General features: G+C 43.4%; 16 protein-coding genes. 1 reads left to right on the plus strand and 15 read right to left on the minus strand.

Going from position 1 to position 18544, the window contains the following annotated elements; translation table 11 throughout:
* Window positions 1–104 precede the first annotated feature (104 nt).
* The 5 genes from JMW90_RS13885 to JMW90_RS03610 all read right to left on the minus strand — a co-directional run bounded on the left by JMW90_RS13885 (window position 105) and on the right by JMW90_RS03610 (window position 5224).
* On the minus strand, window positions 105–428 hold the full coding sequence (locus JMW90_RS13885) for a BCCT family transporter (RefSeq protein WP_265089216.1): 324 nt from the start codon (window positions 426–428) through the stop codon (window positions 105–107).
* A complete protein-coding gene (locus tag JMW90_RS03595; RefSeq protein ID WP_265089217.1) occupies window positions 367–1797 on the minus strand; it encodes a BCCT family transporter in 1431 nt (476 codons plus the stop codon). The genes JMW90_RS13885 and JMW90_RS03595 overlap by 62 nt, the downstream gene beginning before the upstream one ends.
* Window positions 1798–2100: 303 nt before the next feature.
* Window positions 2101–3090: a membrane dipeptidase gene (locus tag JMW90_RS03600; protein ID WP_201561733.1), complete on the minus strand. Its 990-nt coding sequence runs from the start codon at window positions 3088–3090 to the stop codon at window positions 2101–2103.
* Between the two features lie 204 nt (window positions 3091–3294).
* Entirely contained in the window at window positions 3295–4770 is a 1476-nt protein-coding gene (locus JMW90_RS03605) for an aldehyde dehydrogenase family protein (RefSeq protein ID WP_201561734.1), read from the minus strand.
* Window positions 4771–4834: 64 nt separating this feature from the next.
* The gene (locus JMW90_RS03610; RefSeq protein WP_201561735.1) at window positions 4835–5224 is read right to left on the minus strand and encodes a RidA family protein; all 390 of its coding nucleotides are present in this window, start codon (window positions 5222–5224) and stop codon (window positions 4835–4837) included.
* A gap of 170 nt (window positions 5225–5394) precedes the next feature.
* On the opposite strand from JMW90_RS03610, the gene JMW90_RS03615 reads away from it, so the two are divergent.
* Entirely contained in the window at window positions 5395–6285 is an 891-nt protein-coding gene (locus tag JMW90_RS03615; RefSeq protein ID WP_201561736.1) for a LysR family transcriptional regulator, read from the plus strand.
* A gap of 272 nt (window positions 6286–6557) precedes the next feature.
* Here JMW90_RS03615 and JMW90_RS03620 read toward each other — a convergent pair whose 3' ends face one another.
* The 10 genes from JMW90_RS03620 to JMW90_RS03665 all read right to left on the minus strand — a co-directional run bounded on the left by JMW90_RS03620 (window position 6558) and on the right by JMW90_RS03665 (window position 18508).
* On the minus strand, window positions 6558–7286 hold the full coding sequence (locus JMW90_RS03620) for a nucleotidyltransferase family protein (protein ID WP_201561737.1): 729 nt from the start codon (window positions 7284–7286) through the stop codon (window positions 6558–6560).
* Window positions 7279–8625: an XdhC family protein gene (locus JMW90_RS03625; protein WP_201561738.1), complete on the minus strand. Its 1347-nt coding sequence runs from the start codon at window positions 8623–8625 to the stop codon at window positions 7279–7281. The genes JMW90_RS03620 and JMW90_RS03625 overlap by 8 nt, the downstream gene beginning before the upstream one ends.
* A gap of 84 nt (window positions 8626–8709) precedes the next feature.
* The gene (locus JMW90_RS03630) at window positions 8710–11163 is read right to left on the minus strand and encodes a xanthine dehydrogenase family protein molybdopterin-binding subunit (RefSeq protein ID WP_201561739.1); all 2454 of its coding nucleotides are present in this window, start codon (window positions 11161–11163) and stop codon (window positions 8710–8712) included.
* 2 nt (window positions 11164–11165) lie between these two features.
* Window positions 11166–12158, minus strand: a complete 993-nt coding sequence (locus JMW90_RS03635) for an FAD binding domain-containing protein (RefSeq protein ID WP_201561740.1) — start codon at window positions 12156–12158, stop codon at window positions 11166–11168.
* A complete protein-coding gene (locus tag JMW90_RS03640) occupies window positions 12155–12835 on the minus strand; it encodes a 2Fe-2S iron-sulfur cluster-binding protein (RefSeq protein WP_201561741.1) in 681 nt (226 codons plus the stop codon). The genes JMW90_RS03635 and JMW90_RS03640 overlap by 4 nt, the downstream gene beginning before the upstream one ends.
* 502 nt (window positions 12836–13337) lie before the next feature.
* Window positions 13338–13883, minus strand: a complete 546-nt coding sequence (locus JMW90_RS03645; RefSeq protein ID WP_201561742.1) for a DUF3124 domain-containing protein — start codon at window positions 13881–13883, stop codon at window positions 13338–13340.
* Between the two features lie 16 nt (window positions 13884–13899).
* Entirely contained in the window at window positions 13900–14601 is a 702-nt protein-coding gene (locus tag JMW90_RS03650; protein ID WP_201561743.1) for a potassium channel family protein, read from the minus strand.
* A gap of 50 nt (window positions 14602–14651) precedes the next feature.
* Window positions 14652–16412 carry a TrkH family potassium uptake protein gene (locus tag JMW90_RS03655; RefSeq protein ID WP_201561744.1) on the minus strand — a complete coding sequence of 587 codons (1761 nt, stop codon included), beginning with the start codon at window positions 16410–16412 and terminating at the stop codon, window positions 14652–14654.
* Window positions 16413–17048: 636 nt separating this feature from the next.
* Window positions 17049–17789 (minus strand): CopM family metallochaperone, encoded by a 741-nt coding sequence (copM, locus tag JMW90_RS03660; RefSeq protein ID WP_201561745.1) that lies wholly within the window; start codon window positions 17787–17789, stop codon window positions 17049–17051.
* A gap of 59 nt (window positions 17790–17848) precedes the next feature.
* On the minus strand, window positions 17849–18508 hold the full coding sequence (locus JMW90_RS03665) for a DUF411 domain-containing protein (RefSeq protein ID WP_201561746.1): 660 nt from the start codon (window positions 18506–18508) through the stop codon (window positions 17849–17851).
* Window positions 18509–18544: the final 36 nt, after the last annotated feature.

An 18544-nucleotide genomic window follows, 5' to 3' on the forward strand; every position in this document is an offset into this window, starting at 1 on the left:
CCTTAAATAATAGATTAAACCAGCAACTCATTTGATACTTGTATACTGACGTCAGCTGACAACGTCAATATACAAGCAAGGTGTTGGCTATAGTAATAACTCACTCAGTCGATTTTTTTGACCGTTGTTTCTTTAGCAAGCTTTTCCTCAGCGATTCGATGATCGGTCTCAACTCGGTTAGGACGATAAAGGTCTTGATCTCGCGCCATTTGCTGAGCAATTTTGGGTCCGTTCCATAACGACGGCAGAAGAACAAAGGACACCGGAACAGCAGTAATCACGATAAAGGATTGCAAAGCGGTCACCCCGCCTGAACCAAGCGATATCAAAACGATAGCCGTAACCCCCATCATAACGCCCCAAAAGCTACGAATCATAGCGTTTGGTTCGTGCTCGCCACTGATAACGACACTGATGGTATAGGTCATCGAGTCGCCTGTAGTCACGATAAAGATCATGGTCAAAACAATAAACAATAAACAATAACGAGGTAATTAATGGAAATGGTAGCTGCTGAGTGATGGCAAGCAGTGCGCCAGGAAGATTAAAGCCTTCAAATGCGGTACTGACACTACCAGGGTTAGCAATCTCAAATGCAAGACCCGAACCACCGATGACTGTGAACCAAAAGCAGGTAACCAATGGAGCAATGATACAAACCGTCGTAATCAATTGGCGAATAGTGCGACCACGAGAGATACGGGCAATAAAGATAGCCATCATCGGACCATAACCTAAGAACCAGCCCCAAAAGAATACCGTCCAGCCACCAAGCCACCCTTCATCACCGCGATATGTTGCCATCGGGATAAAGTTTTGCACCATAGTGCCAACACCTTGTATGTAACCATTAACAATAAATTTGGTAGGACCAAACATCAGAATAAAGACCATCAGACCAAAGGCTAATATGACATTAAAACGACTAAGCAGCTGCATACCTCGAGCAAGGCCACTGATCGCTGAAATGGTGTATAGAACAATAGCAAATATAATAATAATAAGCTGAGTGACAAAAGTATCAGGAATACCAAATAGCGTGTTGAGCGCATAGCTGGTTTGTAGACCCAAAAAGCCAATAGGACCGATCGTACCGGCGGCAACGGCGATAATGCAGCAAGCATCAATAATCGCTCCGGTATGACCTGTGAGCACACGGTCACCAAACACAGGATATAGCAGCGTACGCGGCTTAAGTGGCAAGCCTTTATCATAATGCAGATGCATCACTACAATAGCAGTCAAGCTACCGACAATCGACCAAGCCAAAAAACCCCAATGCATAAAGGATTGCGACAATGCGTTAATAGCGCGTTGTTGTATATCAGCGGATTCACCATACAAGGGCGGTGCCGACACAAAATGGGCAATAGGTTCAGCAGCAGCCCAAAAGACGCCACCACCTGCAAGTAGCGTACAAAACAGAATGGCCATCCACTTAAAGGCATCCATTTCAGGCTTAGGCAGATTACCTAAAATAACTTGCCCAGTGCGCCCTGCAGCGACCGCCAAAGCAATCACAAAAGTAGCTAACAATAATATTTGCCAAAACGGACCAAAGATCTTAGCCGACCAAACAAAGCCTGCATTAACGATGGTAGCCAGCTGTGCCTCAGCAAAGATTGCCATAAGTACAAAAGCAATAATAAAGCCGCCGCTGTACCAAAATGCGGGGTTTTTGAGTCCTAAAGTATCGGTAGAACTTTGTACCTGCGTTAAATTATCCGCTATCTTATCGGCTTCGTGAGAGCGTCCTTGCTCATGTCGCTTACTGTTAAATCCTTTTAAATCAGCCATGATGTGATTCCATATGATAATGTTGCGTCATTTAAATTGGCGTTTTATCTAAACCGTCTTACCTATCTATACTTTAATGATGGACTTTAATGATTGACTTTAATGCTTGTTACTTTAAGTTTTAGCCAGTCTTTCAGAAAGCTATAGTCAGTCCTAAATAAAAGAAATACAAATATTATCAATCAATACTGGGATTAATTTTTCTTGCTTGCTGTGCCTATGCAGACAGAGGCTGCGAATAAGGAACCTCAGTAGTTCTGTACTCTTTTAAAAGTGGATCAACTATATCTAGGTGCCTAGCATTTATACTAAAGGCTGAATGCCACTCTCAAGAAAATCAAACCAGTTTTGTCCAATGATTTTTCCAGCGTCTGTATCATCAAAACCATGTTTTAGTAGACCGTTATAAATATTCTCCATTCCGTCCTTGCCTGCAAACCATGGCAAAGTATCCGGCCAACCAGAATTGTTGGCATTGCCCTCGCCATAATCCATCGCCTTTGACCAGCGTCCATTGCGCATCCATTCAAGCACCGCTTGCGGCTGGTTTAGGCACAAGTCACTGCCAATGGCCAAATGCTCAGTACCGTATTTATCGGCACAATCAGCAATCATGCTGCAAAAATCATTGAGCGTGCACGCGCTACCATTCGGCAAATGAAATGGATATAAGCTAAAACCCAACAGCCCGCCCGCTTTGGTTAAGGCACTAATGACCGCATCAGATTTATTACGTAGCGCATCGTGTGCAGCAGTTGGATTGGCATGACTGATACAAATGGGACGGCTCGATATCTCGATGGCCTCAAGCGTTGATTGCTCTGCGCTGTGCGACATATCGATAATCATTCCAACCCGATTCATCTCTGCTATCGCTTGCTGACCAAAGCGCGTAATACCACTGTCATTGTTCTCGTAACAACCCGTTGCTAGTAAGCTTTGGTTATTATAAGTCAGCTGCATGATCAGTAGTCCTAAACGGCGCATCACGCTGATCAGACCAATCTCATCATCAATCGGTGAACAATTTTGCGCGCCAAAAAGGATACCAACTTTACCTTGCTGCTTTGCCATTTTAATATCTTCAACACAATACACAGGCAATATCAAATCGCTATTTTGCTCAAAGCGTGCATGCCATTCTGCAAAGCGCGTCATCGTCTGCCGCGAATCCTCGTGATAAACCAAGGTGGCATGTACCGCATTGATACCGCTGGCTTGCAGCATTTTGAAATAGTCACGGTCCCAGTTGCTATACTGTAAGCCGTCAATGACGATATGGTCTTGATACATTTTTTATTCCTTTTATACTTTATAGATATAGTCAGTACTAAATAAAATAGAGTTATAAATATTTTCGTATAGCTGGTAAAAATTTTTCTTGCTTGCTGTGTGGCTACGCCACTCCAGAGGCTTCGAAAATTTCTCCCAGCCATACTGTAACAATCTTAAATCTGCCTTAACTACATCTCTAAACACTTTCTAAAACAGCAACGATTAATACGCTTTTTGATAAGCCGTTTTGACAATGGTATAAAACTCTTTGGCATACGAACCCTGCTCGCGTGGACCGAAGCTGGACTGTTTACGACCACCAAATGGCACATGATAATCGGTACCAGCAGTTGCCAAATTAACCATGACGCAACCTGCTTGTACTTGCTCTTTGAACATCGCGCTATTACGTAAGCTTTGGGTAATAATGCCGCCAGTTAGACCAAAGCGAGTATCGTTGGTCATCGCAATCGCTTCTTCTAAACTGCTAACGCGCATGACACAAGCTAATGGCGCAAACACCTCTTCTTGGTTGATATCCCAGCTGTTATCGGTCTCGGTAAACAAGGTTGGCGACATATAATAGCCATCATGTGGCATATCTAAACGCTCGCCACCAAAGGCTAAATTGGCACCGGCTTGCTTGGCTTTTTCAATCCAGTCTAGGTTAGAAGCAAGTTGCTTATCATCAACCACAGGACCCATAAAGATACCTTCATCAAGCGCATGACCAACTTTTAGGGTTTTCATTTTTGCGATGACACCATCGACGAAAGCATCATGAATACCATCCATGACAATCAAGCGTGAAGATGCCGTACATTTTTGTCCTGAACCGCCAAACGCACCTGCGACCGCAGCATCAATAGCGACTTGTAAATCAGCATCATCAGCGATGACCAAAGCATTCTTACTACCCATCTCCAGCTGGCAACGGACAAAGTTTGGTGCGGTTGCCGCAGCTACTTTACGACCGGTTGGCACAGAACCTGTGAAGCTGACCGCATCGATATCTTTTGAATGAATGAGCGCATCGCCGACTGATGAGCCGCCGCCCAATACTAAGTTAAATGTCCCTTCAGGCAACCCTTGACGGTGAATGATTTCAGCTAATGCTACCGCACTGGCTGGTGTTAAATTGGCAGGCTTCCAAATGACGCTATTGCCAAATGCTAAGGCTGGGGCGATTTTCCACACAGCAGTTGCGGTTGGGAAGTTCCAAGGAGAGATAATGGCGACGACGCCGACTGCCTCACGAGTCACTTCCACTTTGACCCCTGGACGTACTGAATCCGCAGTATCGCCCATTTGGCGTAATACTTCAGCGGCGTAATAATGAAAGAACTGACCTGCACGATAAATCTCACCGCGACCCTCAAGAAAGGGCTTGCCTTCTTCACGTGACAACAAAGTACCTAATTCATCGCAGCGGGCAATCATTTCATCGCCAATCGCCTGCAGAATCGATTGCTTCTTCTCTAACGGCGTTGCCTCCCACTTTGGCTGCGCTTGGCGGGCAGCAGCAATAGCATCCTTAACTTGATCGCTACTGGCTTGGGCGAACTCGCCGATAGTTTCAGTGATATCAGAGGGATTAATATTAGTAATGGTATCGCTACCCGCTTGCCATTCACCATTGATATAAAGGGATTGCTGTGGGTCTTGCTGTGATACTTTGTGTATGTTTTGAGCTGACATAGTGGCGTCCTCAGTTTATTAAAATTCAAATGATTGAAAGCGTTGTATAAATATAGTGGAAAAACTATGGTACGTTTGCATAAACGACTAGCTCAACCAACATCTCTTCACGAGCAAGTCCTGCTATCACTAACGCTGCACGATTTGGGTATGGTGCTGCAAAGTACTGCGCATAGACTTGATTGACCGTTTTTAGATATTCACGATCAGTAACATAAATGAGTACCTGTAAGACTGAGTCCATGCCTACATTGGCACATTCTAAAGTATGCTTTAAATTATCAAGGGTTTGCCGAGTTTGGGCTTCGATACCACCTGCGACCACATCACCGTTTTCATCAATAGGAATTTGCGCGGTGTATAATGTGCCATTACTTGTAATCGCCCATTCAAGAGGTGCTTTTGAGGCATAAAGTGAAGTCTGAACCGCTTGTTTGGTTGAGGGAGTCGTCATATCGTCATATCCTTTGAATGAATGGTTTGGCAATTTCTGTGTTATTGATTATCCTACGCAATAAATAATGACAAATCTAACTAATTAAATGTTAAATATGATAGATTTAATCTATCGCTATAATGAATAGCTTCTGATCAACGGCAGCAAGCACAAAGGCACTAACGATTATGAAACTACAACAGTTACGACATTTTTTATTTGTGGTAGAAGAAGGGGGTTTTCGTGTGGCAGCCAACCGCGCTAATAGAACACAGGCCGCATTATCCGCCTCTATAAAAGAGCTGGAAAAAACACTGGATCAGCGTTTATTTGAAAGTGGCAATAAAGCAACACTGACGCCGTTTGGGGAAAGTTGCTTGCCAAAGATTCAGCAGTTCATCAGTGTTTATCAAGCATTTGAGGAGGACTTAAGAGCGACCGCAGCAGGCGATAAAGGGAAGATAAGAATTGCTAGCGTGCCATCACTGGTGACTAAGCTATTGCCTAGCGTACTGGTCGCCTATTCAAAGAAATACCCTGACATTGAAATTGTTTTGATAGATGATAACGCGGTTGGCGTTGCAAATCGGCTGCTCACGGGCGAGGTGGATTTGGCGTTAGGTAATTGTACGAGTATCAATCAAACAGATATTGATTTTACCCCACTGATATCAGACCCTATCGGGGTAGTTTGTCTTAAAAGTAATAAGCTAAATAATGAATCAAGTCAATCTCAGGGGCTAAAATGGCAGCAACTCATGGCAGAGCCTTTTATTTATAATGGCACCTGTCGATTACTCGAGAACACGCCAGCCGAAGTGCTCAATCGCAAAGCTCGCTACACGGTAGAAAACATCACTTCATTGTTCTCATTGTTAAGAAACGATCTTGGTATTACTACCCTACCGAAACTTGCCTTTCCCTCTAATGAGCCCGAATTGGTTTGGCTAAATTTGCTTGACCCTTCTTTAAACAGACAAATCGGTATCTTTAAACTGGCTAATAAGACCATCTCCCCACCCGCTCAAGCTTTTTATGAGCTGTGTGTGACTTATGTGCAAGAGCACTATCTATTGTGATGCATTAACACTATTTCGTTTATTCAATAAATCATTAACGCATAAAAAAAGGTTAGATTTGGCAGTACTATGTCTATATATTCTTCTCACTTATATGCAGAGATTAGAACGTTAATCTCCTTATATGATGCAGAGAAAAGAAAAGAAAATGCACACCAGTCTCAACTATAAGAAAGTAGCTTAAATAATAATATGAGATAACCATTTTTTGATCATAAAAGTATTATTTTTGGCTTAAATGACGCTAGAGTGCAGGTAAAAATACTATTGCGTCAATCAAGCCAGCGCTGCTGTCTGGCATAAAAAAGCTGCTTGGGCGTATCGATATCATAGCTAAGTTGATGGTTTATGACCGTACTTAATTGATTGGACGGCAAGGCTCTAATCAAATGGCGCAGACCTTTATCCCCTATCAGTGCTGGTTGCCACTGTTTGAGACACTCAACATCAATGACTATCGGCAGACCGACGATATTATTTTTACTTGTATCAGTAGAAGAAGCTTCATCTAGACATTGATAGCTACTAGCGACCACTGTGCTCTTAGCGGCAAACAACGCCGTTAAATGATCAGTATCTAACAATACTTGATCCACGCCCATGATTAACACCCGATTCATTAACGAGATCTTCGGGGTAATCAAAGCATCAATACCAAGAGACAAGCTATGTGCCATACCCGTTTTAGGTATCAAATTAATCACAGAATGGATTGTTGTATTTTGACGGACCAACCCATGAATCACATCAGCAATTTCTGGTTGGTCTTGCGGAATGACCACAATAACGGCAAGAGGCTTTGTGGCTAATGCTATTTTAGTCATATAACAGATGAGCGGTTCGCCATGCTTGCTGAGCAGTTGCTTAGATTGACCAAGACGCTGGCTCAGACCGCTTGCCAAGATAATAACAGCGTGGTCTTTTTCATTATTTTCTGTACTGCTAGGCATTGGCGTTTTGGGTGCTAAAACAGAATGATTAGTATCAACGTCGCTAGTCATGGGCGTAATCATTTTTATAGGTATTGACGTCTGATTGCTCTGAGGTTTGCAGATTATATTGGCTATTTGGCAGTATTGTTTGCGGCGTGTGTCCGTGAATCACCGCGCTCATTTGTGCCATGATACTGAGTGCCAATGCTTCAGGTCCCTCCCCACCCAATTTATAACCGATAGGATAATGCAGTTTACGAATACCATCTGCTAAAATATGCGGGTTAGCACTTGTCTGACTAATCTCTTTGATTAAACGCTCAGTACGATAGCGAGGTCCCAGTTGTCCAAGATAATGACAGTGAGTAGCGTGTTCTAGTAGTACGGCTAGTCGAGCGCGGTCTTGGGCCAGACTATGAGACATCACAGCAACGGCGGCGCCAGCACTAAGCTTAAGCAATGTTTCGCTATCATCCAAGGCTAAACACAACACTGAATCTGCTTGGCTAAAGCGCAAACGTGTCGCATATTGGGGTCGACTGTCTATGACGGTGACATGCCAATCTTGTAGCTTTGCCATTGTCACCAGCGGTATAACATCGTTACCTGCCCCGCAAATGAGTAATCGTGTCTGTGGGCAAATCCGCTGCAATAACCATTCAGTCTCATACTGACGATGACCTATAGCTTGTAACTCTAATTCGCCCGTTAACTTAATATATTCAGCATTTTTTTTATGAAACTTATACTTTGATAATTTTTCAATCGCATTTAACAACACATCATCTATGACAGTATTCGAGTTGCTTGCCATATTTCGCTTCAAATATACATCAGCCAGACTTTCTGCTTTTAGATACTCATCTAAATAAATACGGGTACCAACTTTCATTTCTGGCACTTTAATTTTAGGAATATCAGACCTAATAAGAGTGGCAATCGTTACTGGTTGTTGAGTATGACGAACCTGACGGATTAAATCGAGTAGCGGTATTGCTGTCGCTAAACGCTCAAACAATACATGAACCCGACCATTACAACCCAAACCAAAATTGAGATCACCCTCCAAAAAATCGTCTTCAGACATATCCTCATCTTTGACGGTAGGGTCTTCTACAGCAGTTGACTCAGGATTGCCATTGTTGCGATATCCAATGTCATCGCCTGTCTGATAGACTTGTACATTCGCACCGTTTCGAGTCAACCAAAACGCGCGTTTGATAATATGCGGCTCAAGGCAGCCACCACTAATCATCCCCACCGAACGTCCATCGGCGCAGATAAGCATCATCGCACCCGGTTGCCGATATGCCGAGCCTTCTGTACGAACCACGGTGGCTAATACGGCATCGATGTCTTGTTGTATCGCTTGCGCAGCAAGGTCAAGGATATCAGCAGTTTGATTCATAACATTCCTTATAGACTTAGCAATAAGCTAAAAAAACCCGCTGTTTAATCGGGTTTCTTTAAGCAAAACAGTATTTGATAACAATCAATCTGGCAGTTGGTCAATAAGCTTATCTAGAGTAATCGGAAAGTCTCGAACCCGGATACCGACCGCATTATAGATAGCATTTGCAATCGCTGCTGCAGCGCCTGAAATTGCTGTTTCGCCAATCCCTTTGATATGCATTGGATTGGTATAACGATCATCTTCTTCTAACAAAATGACATCCAGTTGCGGTACGTCAGCATTAACAGGAATATGGTATTCAGAGAGATCATGATTACACAAGCGCCCGTCATGCTTGTCATGGATAACCTCTTCCATCAACGCTGAACCTATACCAAAAACCATACCGCCATAGCACTGTGAAGTAGCAGTTTTATGATTGAGGATACGCCCTGCAGCAAATACTCCCGTCATACGCTTGACTCGAATCTCACCCGTCACTCTGTGTACAGCGACTTCCGCAAAGTTAGCACCGAATGAAGATTGACGATGGGTTTTTTCATTTTTACCCGGCTTAATCTCCCCTTTGGCACTGAGCTTTTGGTCGTCATATTGCGCAATAATATCGGCTAGTGAATAATTTTTATGGCGACTAAAATCATATCTGTTTTGCTTGGCCTTTTGTTCTTCTGGCAAGAGGTCTAATACAGAGTCAGGAATAGCCACGCTCGTCTTTTCTGCTAACTTCTCTACAAGTTCGGTGGCGACATTTTTACCAGATTCGATGATAGTCTCTGTTACTGTAGCTTCCTGCTCCCCTATTTTGCTTATCTGCCCGTTATTTAATTGGATGGTGTCGGAATGTAGCCCGACTTTGTCTGCTAGCATTTCACGCAATTGCTGACAAGCCAGATAAATACTGCTACCTGAGCTTGCCGCGCCCATGCTACCGCCTGAACCAACGGCAGGCGGCAGACTGGTATCGCCAAGTTTCATCTCAATATGGTCAACCGGTAAACCCAATAAATCAGCAGCAATTTGGCTAAATACGGTATAAGATCCCGTACCAATATCGGTCATATCCGTCTCAATAATGGCTTTGACCCCAAGCGTTTTTGAGCCATCGATTTGTAGGGTTGCTCGTGCTTCAGAAAGCTTTAACTTGTTACCACGGGCAGAGGCAGCCATACCAATCCCCAACCACCAGTCTCCTTCTAAGCACTTAGCAGGCATCTTATTGCGTTTTTCCCAACCAAACTGCTCAGCCCCTTTTTCCATACAGGCAATCAGTTGCCGAGTTGAAAAAGGTATCTCTTGACTAGGATCTTGCTCAGGCTCATTACGGCGGCGTAGCTCTATAGGATCCATATCTAATTGAATCGCCAATTCATCCATCGCGCATTCAACGGCAATCATTCCAACGGCCTCACCAGGAGCACGCATAGAACCTGATAGTACTTTATTGACATCAACCATCTGATAGTCGACCTGACGATTTTCACCGCGGTATAGATAGTGAGTAGACAGCGCTGTAGGCTCAAAGAAGCTCTCACCGGGTAAATTACTGGTGATGGTATTATGAATAAAGGTATTAATAACACCTTCTTTATCGCAGCCAATGCCGATACGTTGACGCGTATCTGAGCGCCTTATGGTGGTTTCCATGACTTGCGGACGAGTCATCACAATCAATACCGGACGCTTTAGCTCTTTTGCAGAAATGGCTGCGGCAATTGATTCGGGGGCAATACCAAGTTTGCTGCCAAAACCGCCACCAACATAACGAGCAATCAGTTGCACATTATTTGGATCCAAATTTAAGGCATCTGCCACTTGTTGTTTGCAAGAAGACAACATCTGGTTGGCCGTATACAAGACTAACTTTTCATCCTCCCAATACGCCAATGTAGCATGTGGCTCCATAGGCGAATTACTTTGGCTTGGCGTATGATAAATCTGATCAAACGAAACCTCAGACTCTTTAAGTCCTTGCTCTGGGTTGCCCTGTTTATGATTTTTGTCCGAGCCTTTCTTTTCATCAACCGGATGCGCATCTGTCAATGCTGAATCAAAATCTATCACAGCATCTTCTGTTTCGTCTTGATAAGTCACCTTGAGCGCTTTTGCGCCTTCAGTAGCCGCTTCAAAGGTTTCAGCGATCACGGCAGCTATTGGCTGACCATGGTAAAAAATCTCAGCGACTCCTTGAGTGGGTGCTTTTTTCTCTCCGCCTTGCTGAGCATTACGCAAAAAATGCTTGGGGTCAGTGACCACTTTAATAATGCCTGGAAGCGCCTCTACTGCACGACTGTCGATGTGCTTAACCTTGCCTTTAGCAATAGTCGCACCAACTAAGACGCCGTAAACCTGTCCTTCAATATAAAATTCTGCGCTGTAAGTCGCTTGTCCACTGACTTTCAAGGAGCCATCGACACGGTTAATTGGCTTACCAACCAGTTTGCTCGCCGTCGTACTGAGCAAGGATTCAACAGGCTCATCCATGGTCATCTTTTTGGTAGGTTCTGATGGCAGTACTGCGTCCAATAATGACATGATTATGCTCCCTTACCCGTTAGTGCGCGCTCAATGACTTGTTTTAACAAGCGACGCGTCAGCGGTATCTTAAAGTCGTTTTGACCACTACCACTAGCATCCTTTAATAACAAATCTGCCGCTTGCGAAATAATGCCAAAATTACCATCTGTGCCTGTGAGTAAGGCTTCAACCGCTTCATTACGCCAAGGCTTAGTGCCAATACCACCAAATGCCAAACGTACGGTTTCTAATTCTCTTTGATTATTAACATTGATTACTGCAGCACATGATACTAAAGCAAAGGCGTAAGAGGCGCGATCACGAACTTTGTCATAAGTGTGCATCCCTTTCATTGGAGCTGGGAGAATAATATGAGTAATCAGCTCTCCTGTCTCTAAAACAGTTTCGATATGTGGCGTATCTTTTGGCAAGCAATAAAAGTCTTTAATCGCAATCTGGCGAGAAGTGCCATCTGCTTTTAGAGTCTCAATGGTGGCATCGAGTAAGCGCATAGCAACTGCCATATCTGATGGGTGCTGTGCAATACAATCGTCACTCGTTCCTAAGATGGCAAGTGGGCGGTTTTCACCATTGATAGCTGGACAACCAGAACCCGGCTCGCGCTTGTTGCAGGGACTGTCCGTCTGATAAAAATAGTAGCAGCGAGTACGTTGTAATAAATTGCCGCCCGTCGTTGCTTTATTACGCAATTGCCCTGACGCCCCTGCTAACATTGCCCGCGCTAGTACGGGATAACCTGCTGTAACCGCTGGGTGCGCGGCCAAATCACTATTCGTCACCAGCGTGCCGATGCGTAATCCACCATCAGCGGTAATCTCTATTTGTTGCAGCGCTAAGCGCGTAATATCAACCAATTTTTGAGGAGTCTCAATCTCAATCTTCATTAGGTCCAATAAATTGGTGCCACCGGCTATAAATGAAGCGTCTTTAGGCGTGGCAAACATCACAGCTTGTTGCGGTTCAAGGGCACGGATATATTCAAAGCGTTTCATGAACGTTCTCCTTGAGCATTGGCAGCATTGGAAGCATAGTCAGTCGGCTTTATTATTGACTGATTGCCAATTTGTGCCTCGCTTGGCGGCGGTGACCAAATACCGCTAATAGTGACATCGGTCGCCTTATCATTAGGCGCATTGTCGCTCACTGAAGAGGAATTTGACACTTGCTTTTCGAGCACCTGTGAGATGGCTCTGATAATATTAGGATACGCTGAACAACGACAAATATTGCCACTCATGCGCTCAGCAATTTCTTGTACAAGCAGTCCATTAGGATTTTGCAAGTCAGTAGTCACATGACTTGACCACTGTTGCTTGACTTCTTCTATCAATGCCGTTGCTGAACAAATCTGTCCCGGCGTACAATAACCACATTGAAACGCATCGTGATCTTTAAAGGCTTGTTGCAATTCTGATAGCGATTCAGGCATACCGATACCTTCAATGGTGGTAATCTCATCACCATCATGCATGACCGCTAATGTCAAACAAGAATTGATTCGCCGACCATTAATAAGCATAGTACAAGCGCCGCACTGCCCATGATCGCAGCCTTTTTTTGGTCCGGTGATATGTAGATGGTGACGACATACATCCAGTAATGTCGTTCGCGGATCAAGATTATCAAACTCATAATCCTGCTGATTAATGGTTAACGTTAAGTTAGACATGCTGGCTTCTCGCTGGCAAAAGGTAATAAAATATTAGAGTAGGTCTTGTCACGAGTCTATAGGCTAAATGTTAACCACGGATGACGTCACCGTCTTTGTAAGTTTGCTGTCGCCCACCCATACTACTGCTGATATATTTAAAATATCTCAAAAACGCTACAATGCTGCTGGTATAAATTTTTTACAGCCTCTGTCTGCATGGGCACAGCAAGCAAGAAAAATTGATACCCGCAGTACATCATGTGTCGATATTACTTTTCACTGACTGTATTTTGCACAAAAAGGGTAGGCATTATTTTAAAATAGAGTTGATCCACTGTTAGAAGGAGGAGTCGTTTGATGCTTCAATCAGCGTGCAAGCGGCGCGCGCTTTAATCTCGAGGGTGTGGTTTCGTTTTTTCGTTGTCGTATTTTCTCAGAATGTTGAGTCTACGACCATACTGGGACGGCTCACTTAATGAGCATTCACGCTGGGCATACATTTATCAATGTACAACAGGTATCAATGTACAACAGGCTTACCCTCAGTCATAAAAGCAAAGCTTTTATTGCTAAAATTACCGATCATGACAGCCTCAATGACAGGCGTAACGGTATCGTCTATCCCTTCTACCTCAATAATAAAGTTGGCACCAGAGCCGCCCTTATCTTCTTCTTTTTCTACAATATAATTTAGAGTTGCCATCGCTGGCAGCTCAATAGGATCTCTTAAGTAGGACTTTACCAGTGTGCCGCCAGTATCGTAATAATCAATTTTATTAATATATAGTGATTTTTTTAACGTGGTATTACGTACGCTGAGGGTTGCAGAAAGCAATACTTTGCGATTGTCTTTATCGGTATAAATGTCTGAATATATGGGCACATAAAACGTTTGCTTATAGCCAAACTGGCTATGATCCGTTTCTTTTGACGTCTTTTCAAGCTCCTTAATTGGATCCTTATGCTTCTCTGAAAACACCACATTTGGATCTTGTATAGACCGATCACAACCTGAAAAAAATATCAGGGCAGTCACACATAGCATAGATACTCGATATTTTCTCATGGCCTCTTTCCTTAATCTAATGAGCTTTAACCCCAACACTCCGTAGAAACTTATTAATATGCTTATTAGCACCATAAATGACCAGCACATCATCATCTTGTAGCACTTGTTCAGGTGTTGCTAAACCTTGTATATTTGGCTTGGTTTGCATACGACCAAAGCTGTCTTTATAATGCTCATAACGCATAGTACTGAGCAACTTTATACTAAATCGATGTCCAAGCTGTAGCTCGCCGATGGTTTTACCAATCAAATCGCTAGGAATACTAATCTCAACGATACTAAAGTTGTCACTCAATTCGAACGAGTCTACAAAATAACGCAATGACAGCCGTTTTGCCCAGCGCATTGCCGCCTCCTTCTCAGGATGAAAAATATCATCAACCCCAATCGCCTGTAGGACTTTCTCGTGTAGTGGATTGATACTGCGACTGATCAAACGCCGTGCTTTTAGTGTTTTAAAAAGGGCGGTCGCCATAACATTGGCACCTTGGTCTTCACCAATGGCTACCACGACAATATCGGTGTCTTTAATCGGTAGACCATTGACCGTATATTCATCGGTCGCATCCATACAGATGGTATGGGTAATCACTGTCTTATAAGTTTCGACCTTTTGCATACTGCAATCAATAGCAATGACCTCATGACCTTGACTGGTCAGCGCCATACCAAGCGAAGACCCAAAACTGCCCAAACCTGCGATAATGAATTTCATAATACTCCTTTTCACTCATCTCTATACTAGAGTGGTAGCGATGGGACGGGTTAGTTGATAGTAATCTCTTCTGTTGGATAACGGTAGTTACGCTCATCTTTATTTTTGAGTAAGGCAATAAAAATTGTCAGCATACTAACGCGCCCAACGAACATAATGACTGAGACCACAATTTTGCTAAAAGTGGACAGCTCAGTGGTCAGATTTAAGCTTAAGCCCACCGTGCTATAAGCTGAAAAACACTCAAATATCACTTTAATCAAATCAAGCTCAGGCTGATCATAACTGATCAAAGTCACACCAAAGCCAATGACCAATAAGGACAGCCACATAATAGAGAACGCCCGACGAATAGAGTTATCTGCAATTTCTCGTTTGAACACTTCAATCCTTGTCTGTCCACGCGCCAAACTAAACGTATTTAGCACAGCAATGGCAAAAGTGCTGGTCTTAATACCACCACCAGTGGAGTTTGGAGATGCTCCAATCCACATCAAAAAAATGGTCAGCATGATGGTTGGAAAAGCCAAGTCAGTCAGGTCGATATTATTAAAGCCTGCGGTCCGCGGTGTCGCAGCAGTAAAAAAACCCGCTATCAGCTTGCCATACCAGCTGCTGTGCTCAGCCAACACACCATGGTATTCAAACATCATAACCCCAATAAGCCCTACTAACAGTAAAGCGCCCGACGTGATCAAAGTAATCCGACTATTAATACTCAGCAGCCATGGCTGGTAGGCATAGCGCTGCCCATCACGACACATCGCTCTTTGCATACTGTAACGCAGATAGCGGAGCAAGTTAACAACAATCAAAAAACCCATACCGCCAAATAAAAAGGTGATACTGATAATCAGCTGTAAAGGATAGTTGAAACGTAGTGACTCATCGTATAAACCTGCACTAAAAGTAGAGAATCCAGCATTACAGAATGCCGAAATAGCATGAAACACTGAAAAGAATATACGCTCAAGTACGCTCATTCCCGATAAGTCATAAATACTGATATAAATCAGGATTGCTGCCAGTGCCTCGATACCAAAGGTGACATATAAAATAGACTTTAAGGTTGTTACCATATCGCCCATACGTGACGAGTAAGTCATCTCACTGATACTAAGCTGGGTCTCATAACTGATGCCCCCTTTAAAAAAGTAGCTAAAATAAGTCACAAAAGTTAGGATGCCAAGACCGCCAATTTGGATGAGACCTATAATAATCACTTGACCAAAGGTCGTAAAATGGGTTGCGGTATCGACGACAATGAGCCCCGTTACACAGACGGCGCTGGTGGCAGTGAATAATGCGTCTATAAAGGAGATGGGTTGATTCGTAGCATTTGGCATCATTAGCAACAATGATCCGATTAATATCACCGATAAAAAACTTAAGATGAAAATTTGACCGGGGTTCAAAAAACCTCGGTTGAGACTGAAGTTGTTGTCCGATATTTCGCGGATGAACGTGACCAGTACGGCAATCTTGATAGCAATAAAGCCATCAGCGGGCGCAGACAACCCAGATTGAAACAATTCAGTAAAATGCAGGACGAGCAAGACTAAGATTGCAATGCTGATCAGCAAATCAAAAACAACCACCTTATTGACCGTCAGACGTACTTTTGGACGCGTATAACGTCTTACTGTATTAACAAAACTGAGTAAAATGATACTCATATAAAACAGATGAAACAGTTGTTGTAGCCATACTGACAATTCAAAACCACTGTCAATTAAGGCGACACCGACACCAATAAGGCTAATTACAACGATAAATTTATTCAATAACCGATACGGTATGGTCACGTACATAGCCTAGATCCAGAAAAGGAATAACCAGAATACTTATACTCCTTTTTTTCGGCAGATACTAAGCGGGGCGTTAGATAATTGTAACCAGTTATGTGTTCTGGCAGCACTCAATAAAGTGCGCAATATGCTTAGTTGACGAGTGTTTGTTTTAGCAAGTTTATCTCTACTGTTTTTCCAGCAAAGCACCTATGTTCAAAAGCACTATCTATTGTAAAGCATTAACAATAAAACCACTGATTGCTATATGGATTATTGCCAGACTGAATAAACGATCAAGGACGAGGATGCATTATGAAAACGACTTTTAAAGATAGCGTACATTCATTGATACCGACGGTACATTATAATACTGGCTGTACCTGCCCAAAGTGTGGCTGCAGCGCCCCATCAACTTGTGATAAATGTGATCGATGTTCGAAATGCTGTGAGTGTGGTGAAAAGTAATAAGCGTTATCACTTTAAACTTTACGGTCTGTCTATAGCCATACAGTACCAATGATAATTAAAAAGCAGCACTCTAGGAATCTATTCTAGAATGCTGCTTTTGTATGTTTCAAATTGACAAAACACTTGTTAAATAAAGGTTCTAAAATTTATTATCTTAAGGTTGAAGGTTTAAATTTATGATGACCATATCTAACCTTTATTTGCTGCAATCCAGCTCTTCATCTGCTCAATTTCAGGCTGCTGTGCATCGATAATTTCTTGCGCCAGTGTACGCATCTCAGAATTTTTACCATATTTAAGCTGCGTTTCTGCCATATCGACTGCCCCAGTATGATGAAGTAACATGCCACGAGCAAAAGCCATATCTGGTATTGGATCGGCAATGGCTGCCATCATGTCACCATGCATCGCATCCATACCCTTAGCATAAGCTTGCTGCATGGCTTTGGTATCCGCTGTTGGCGTTTTGGCATCAGGATTGTTGGCGAACCATGCCTTCATCTGCTCAATCTCAGACTGCTGGGCGTCGATGATTTCTTGCGCCAGCTTACGCATCTCTGCATCGGTGCCGTATTTTAGCTCAATCTCTGCCATATCTACCGCGCCAATATGATGAGCAAGCATGCCCTGAGCAAATGCCGCATCTGGATCGTTATAATCCATACCAATCATATCTTCATTCATTTTAGTCATTGAGTCAGTGTATTCTTTGAGCATAGCCGTCATTGGTGTTCCGTCTGCTACCATAGCGCCTGCACTCATGTCATGAACTGCATGCGGGTCCGCTGCAGCAGTATTTTCTTGTACGGTTTCTTGCGATGCTGCATTTTCTGTGGCGGTCAAGTCAACCTTATCATTGGTTGGTTGACAGGCGCTTAGTGCCAATAAGACACTGGTAGCGAGAACAAAGGTACTTAATTTATTATTCATGGTACCGCCTTGGCTGATAACGATTTAATTTAGGTATTACAAAGCAAAAAAGCGCCAACTTATAGCTGTTGCTCGGTTGAGACAATATCAGCATAGACCTCAGTAGTGCCGTCTTTATTAAGCTGCATAATCTGATAAGGGGCAAATTTGTTTTGATACTCCATACCTGGGCTACCAACTGGCATACCGGGTACCGCAAGACCCAGTGCTTGTACGGGTGGGTTTTCTAAAAACTGCGCCACATATTTCGATGGTACATGACCTTCAAAGACGTAACCGTCGGTTGTGACCGCAGTATGGCAAGAGCGCATCTCAGCGGGTACGCCGTAACGCTCTTTAAATACTGCCAAATCCGTAACATCTTGCGCAGTAGCGCTCAGACCATTATCTTCTGCATGGCTTATCCAGTCTTTACAGCAGCCGCAATTGGCATCTTTGTAGACCGTTGCTGAGACGTTCTTTAATAGGTCTGGATTGCTAGCTGTTGTCGATATGAGCGGTGCCGTTTGAGCGTTTGACTCAGCAACGTTTGATTCAGCGACATTTGCTGTGACCGCCGTGCCTTTGTCATTTTGTAAGGAGCTTGCAGCAGACGCGCTGGCGTCAGGTTGACTACAGGCGAATAAGGTTGATAGAGCAGCCAAGCACACTGCACTTTGCAAGAGTTTATAAGACTGACGTTTAAAAGTAGGGCTAGACTCGGATGTAAAGGCATTCATAATGCAATCTCATGTATTTTTTGTATTATACCAAAG

The sequence above is a fragment of the Psychrobacter glacincola genome (genome assembly GCF_904846215.1).
Lineage (GTDB): Bacteria > Pseudomonadota > Gammaproteobacteria > Pseudomonadales > Moraxellaceae > Psychrobacter > Psychrobacter glacincola.

What these genes read in the sequence shown, in the direction of transcription:
- JMW90_RS13885 (WP_265089216.1), bottom strand. Translation starts at nt 428, where the DNA reads ATGACCTATACCATCAGTGTCGTTATCAGTGGCGAGCACGAACCAAAC.
- JMW90_RS03595 (WP_265089217.1), bottom strand. Translation starts at nt 1,797, where the DNA reads ATGGCTGATTTAAAAGGATTTAACAGTAAGCGACATGAGCAAGGACGC.
- JMW90_RS03600 (WP_201561733.1), bottom strand. Translation starts at nt 3,090, where the DNA reads ATGTATCAAGACCATATCGTCATTGACGGCTTACAGTATAGCAACTGG.
- JMW90_RS03605 (WP_201561734.1), bottom strand. Translation starts at nt 4,770, where the DNA reads ATGTCAGCTCAAAACATACACAAAGTATCACAGCAAGACCCACAGCAA.
- JMW90_RS03610 (WP_201561735.1), bottom strand. Translation starts at nt 5,224, where the DNA reads ATGACGACTCCCTCAACCAAACAAGCGGTTCAGACTTCACTTTATGCC.
- JMW90_RS03615 (WP_201561736.1), top strand. Translation starts at nt 5,395, where the DNA reads ATGAAACTACAACAGTTACGACATTTTTTATTTGTGGTAGAAGAAGGG.
- JMW90_RS03620 (WP_201561737.1), bottom strand. Translation starts at nt 7,286, where the DNA reads ATGACTAGCGACGTTGATACTAATCATTCTGTTTTAGCACCCAAAACG.
- JMW90_RS03625 (WP_201561738.1), bottom strand. Translation starts at nt 8,625, where the DNA reads ATGAATCAAACTGCTGATATCCTTGACCTTGCTGCGCAAGCGATACAA.
- JMW90_RS03630 (WP_201561739.1), bottom strand. Translation starts at nt 11,163, where the DNA reads ATGTCATTATTGGACGCAGTACTGCCATCAGAACCTACCAAAAAGATG.
- JMW90_RS03635 (WP_201561740.1), bottom strand. Translation starts at nt 12,158, where the DNA reads ATGAAACGCTTTGAATATATCCGTGCCCTTGAACCGCAACAAGCTGTG.
- JMW90_RS03640 (WP_201561741.1), bottom strand. Translation starts at nt 12,835, where the DNA reads ATGTCTAACTTAACGTTAACCATTAATCAGCAGGATTATGAGTTTGAT.
- JMW90_RS03645 (WP_201561742.1), bottom strand. Translation starts at nt 13,883, where the DNA reads ATGAGAAAATATCGAGTATCTATGCTATGTGTGACTGCCCTGATATTT.
- JMW90_RS03650 (WP_201561743.1), bottom strand. Translation starts at nt 14,601, where the DNA reads ATGAAATTCATTATCGCAGGTTTGGGCAGTTTTGGGTCTTCGCTTGGT.
- JMW90_RS03655 (WP_201561744.1), bottom strand. Translation starts at nt 16,412, where the DNA reads ATGTACGTGACCATACCGTATCGGTTATTGAATAAATTTATCGTTGTA.
- copM (WP_201561745.1), bottom strand. Translation starts at nt 17,789, where the DNA reads ATGAATAATAAATTAAGTACCTTTGTTCTCGCTACCAGTGTCTTATTG.
- JMW90_RS03665 (WP_201561746.1), bottom strand. Translation starts at nt 18,508, where the DNA reads ATGAATGCCTTTACATCCGAGTCTAGCCCTACTTTTAAACGTCAGTCT.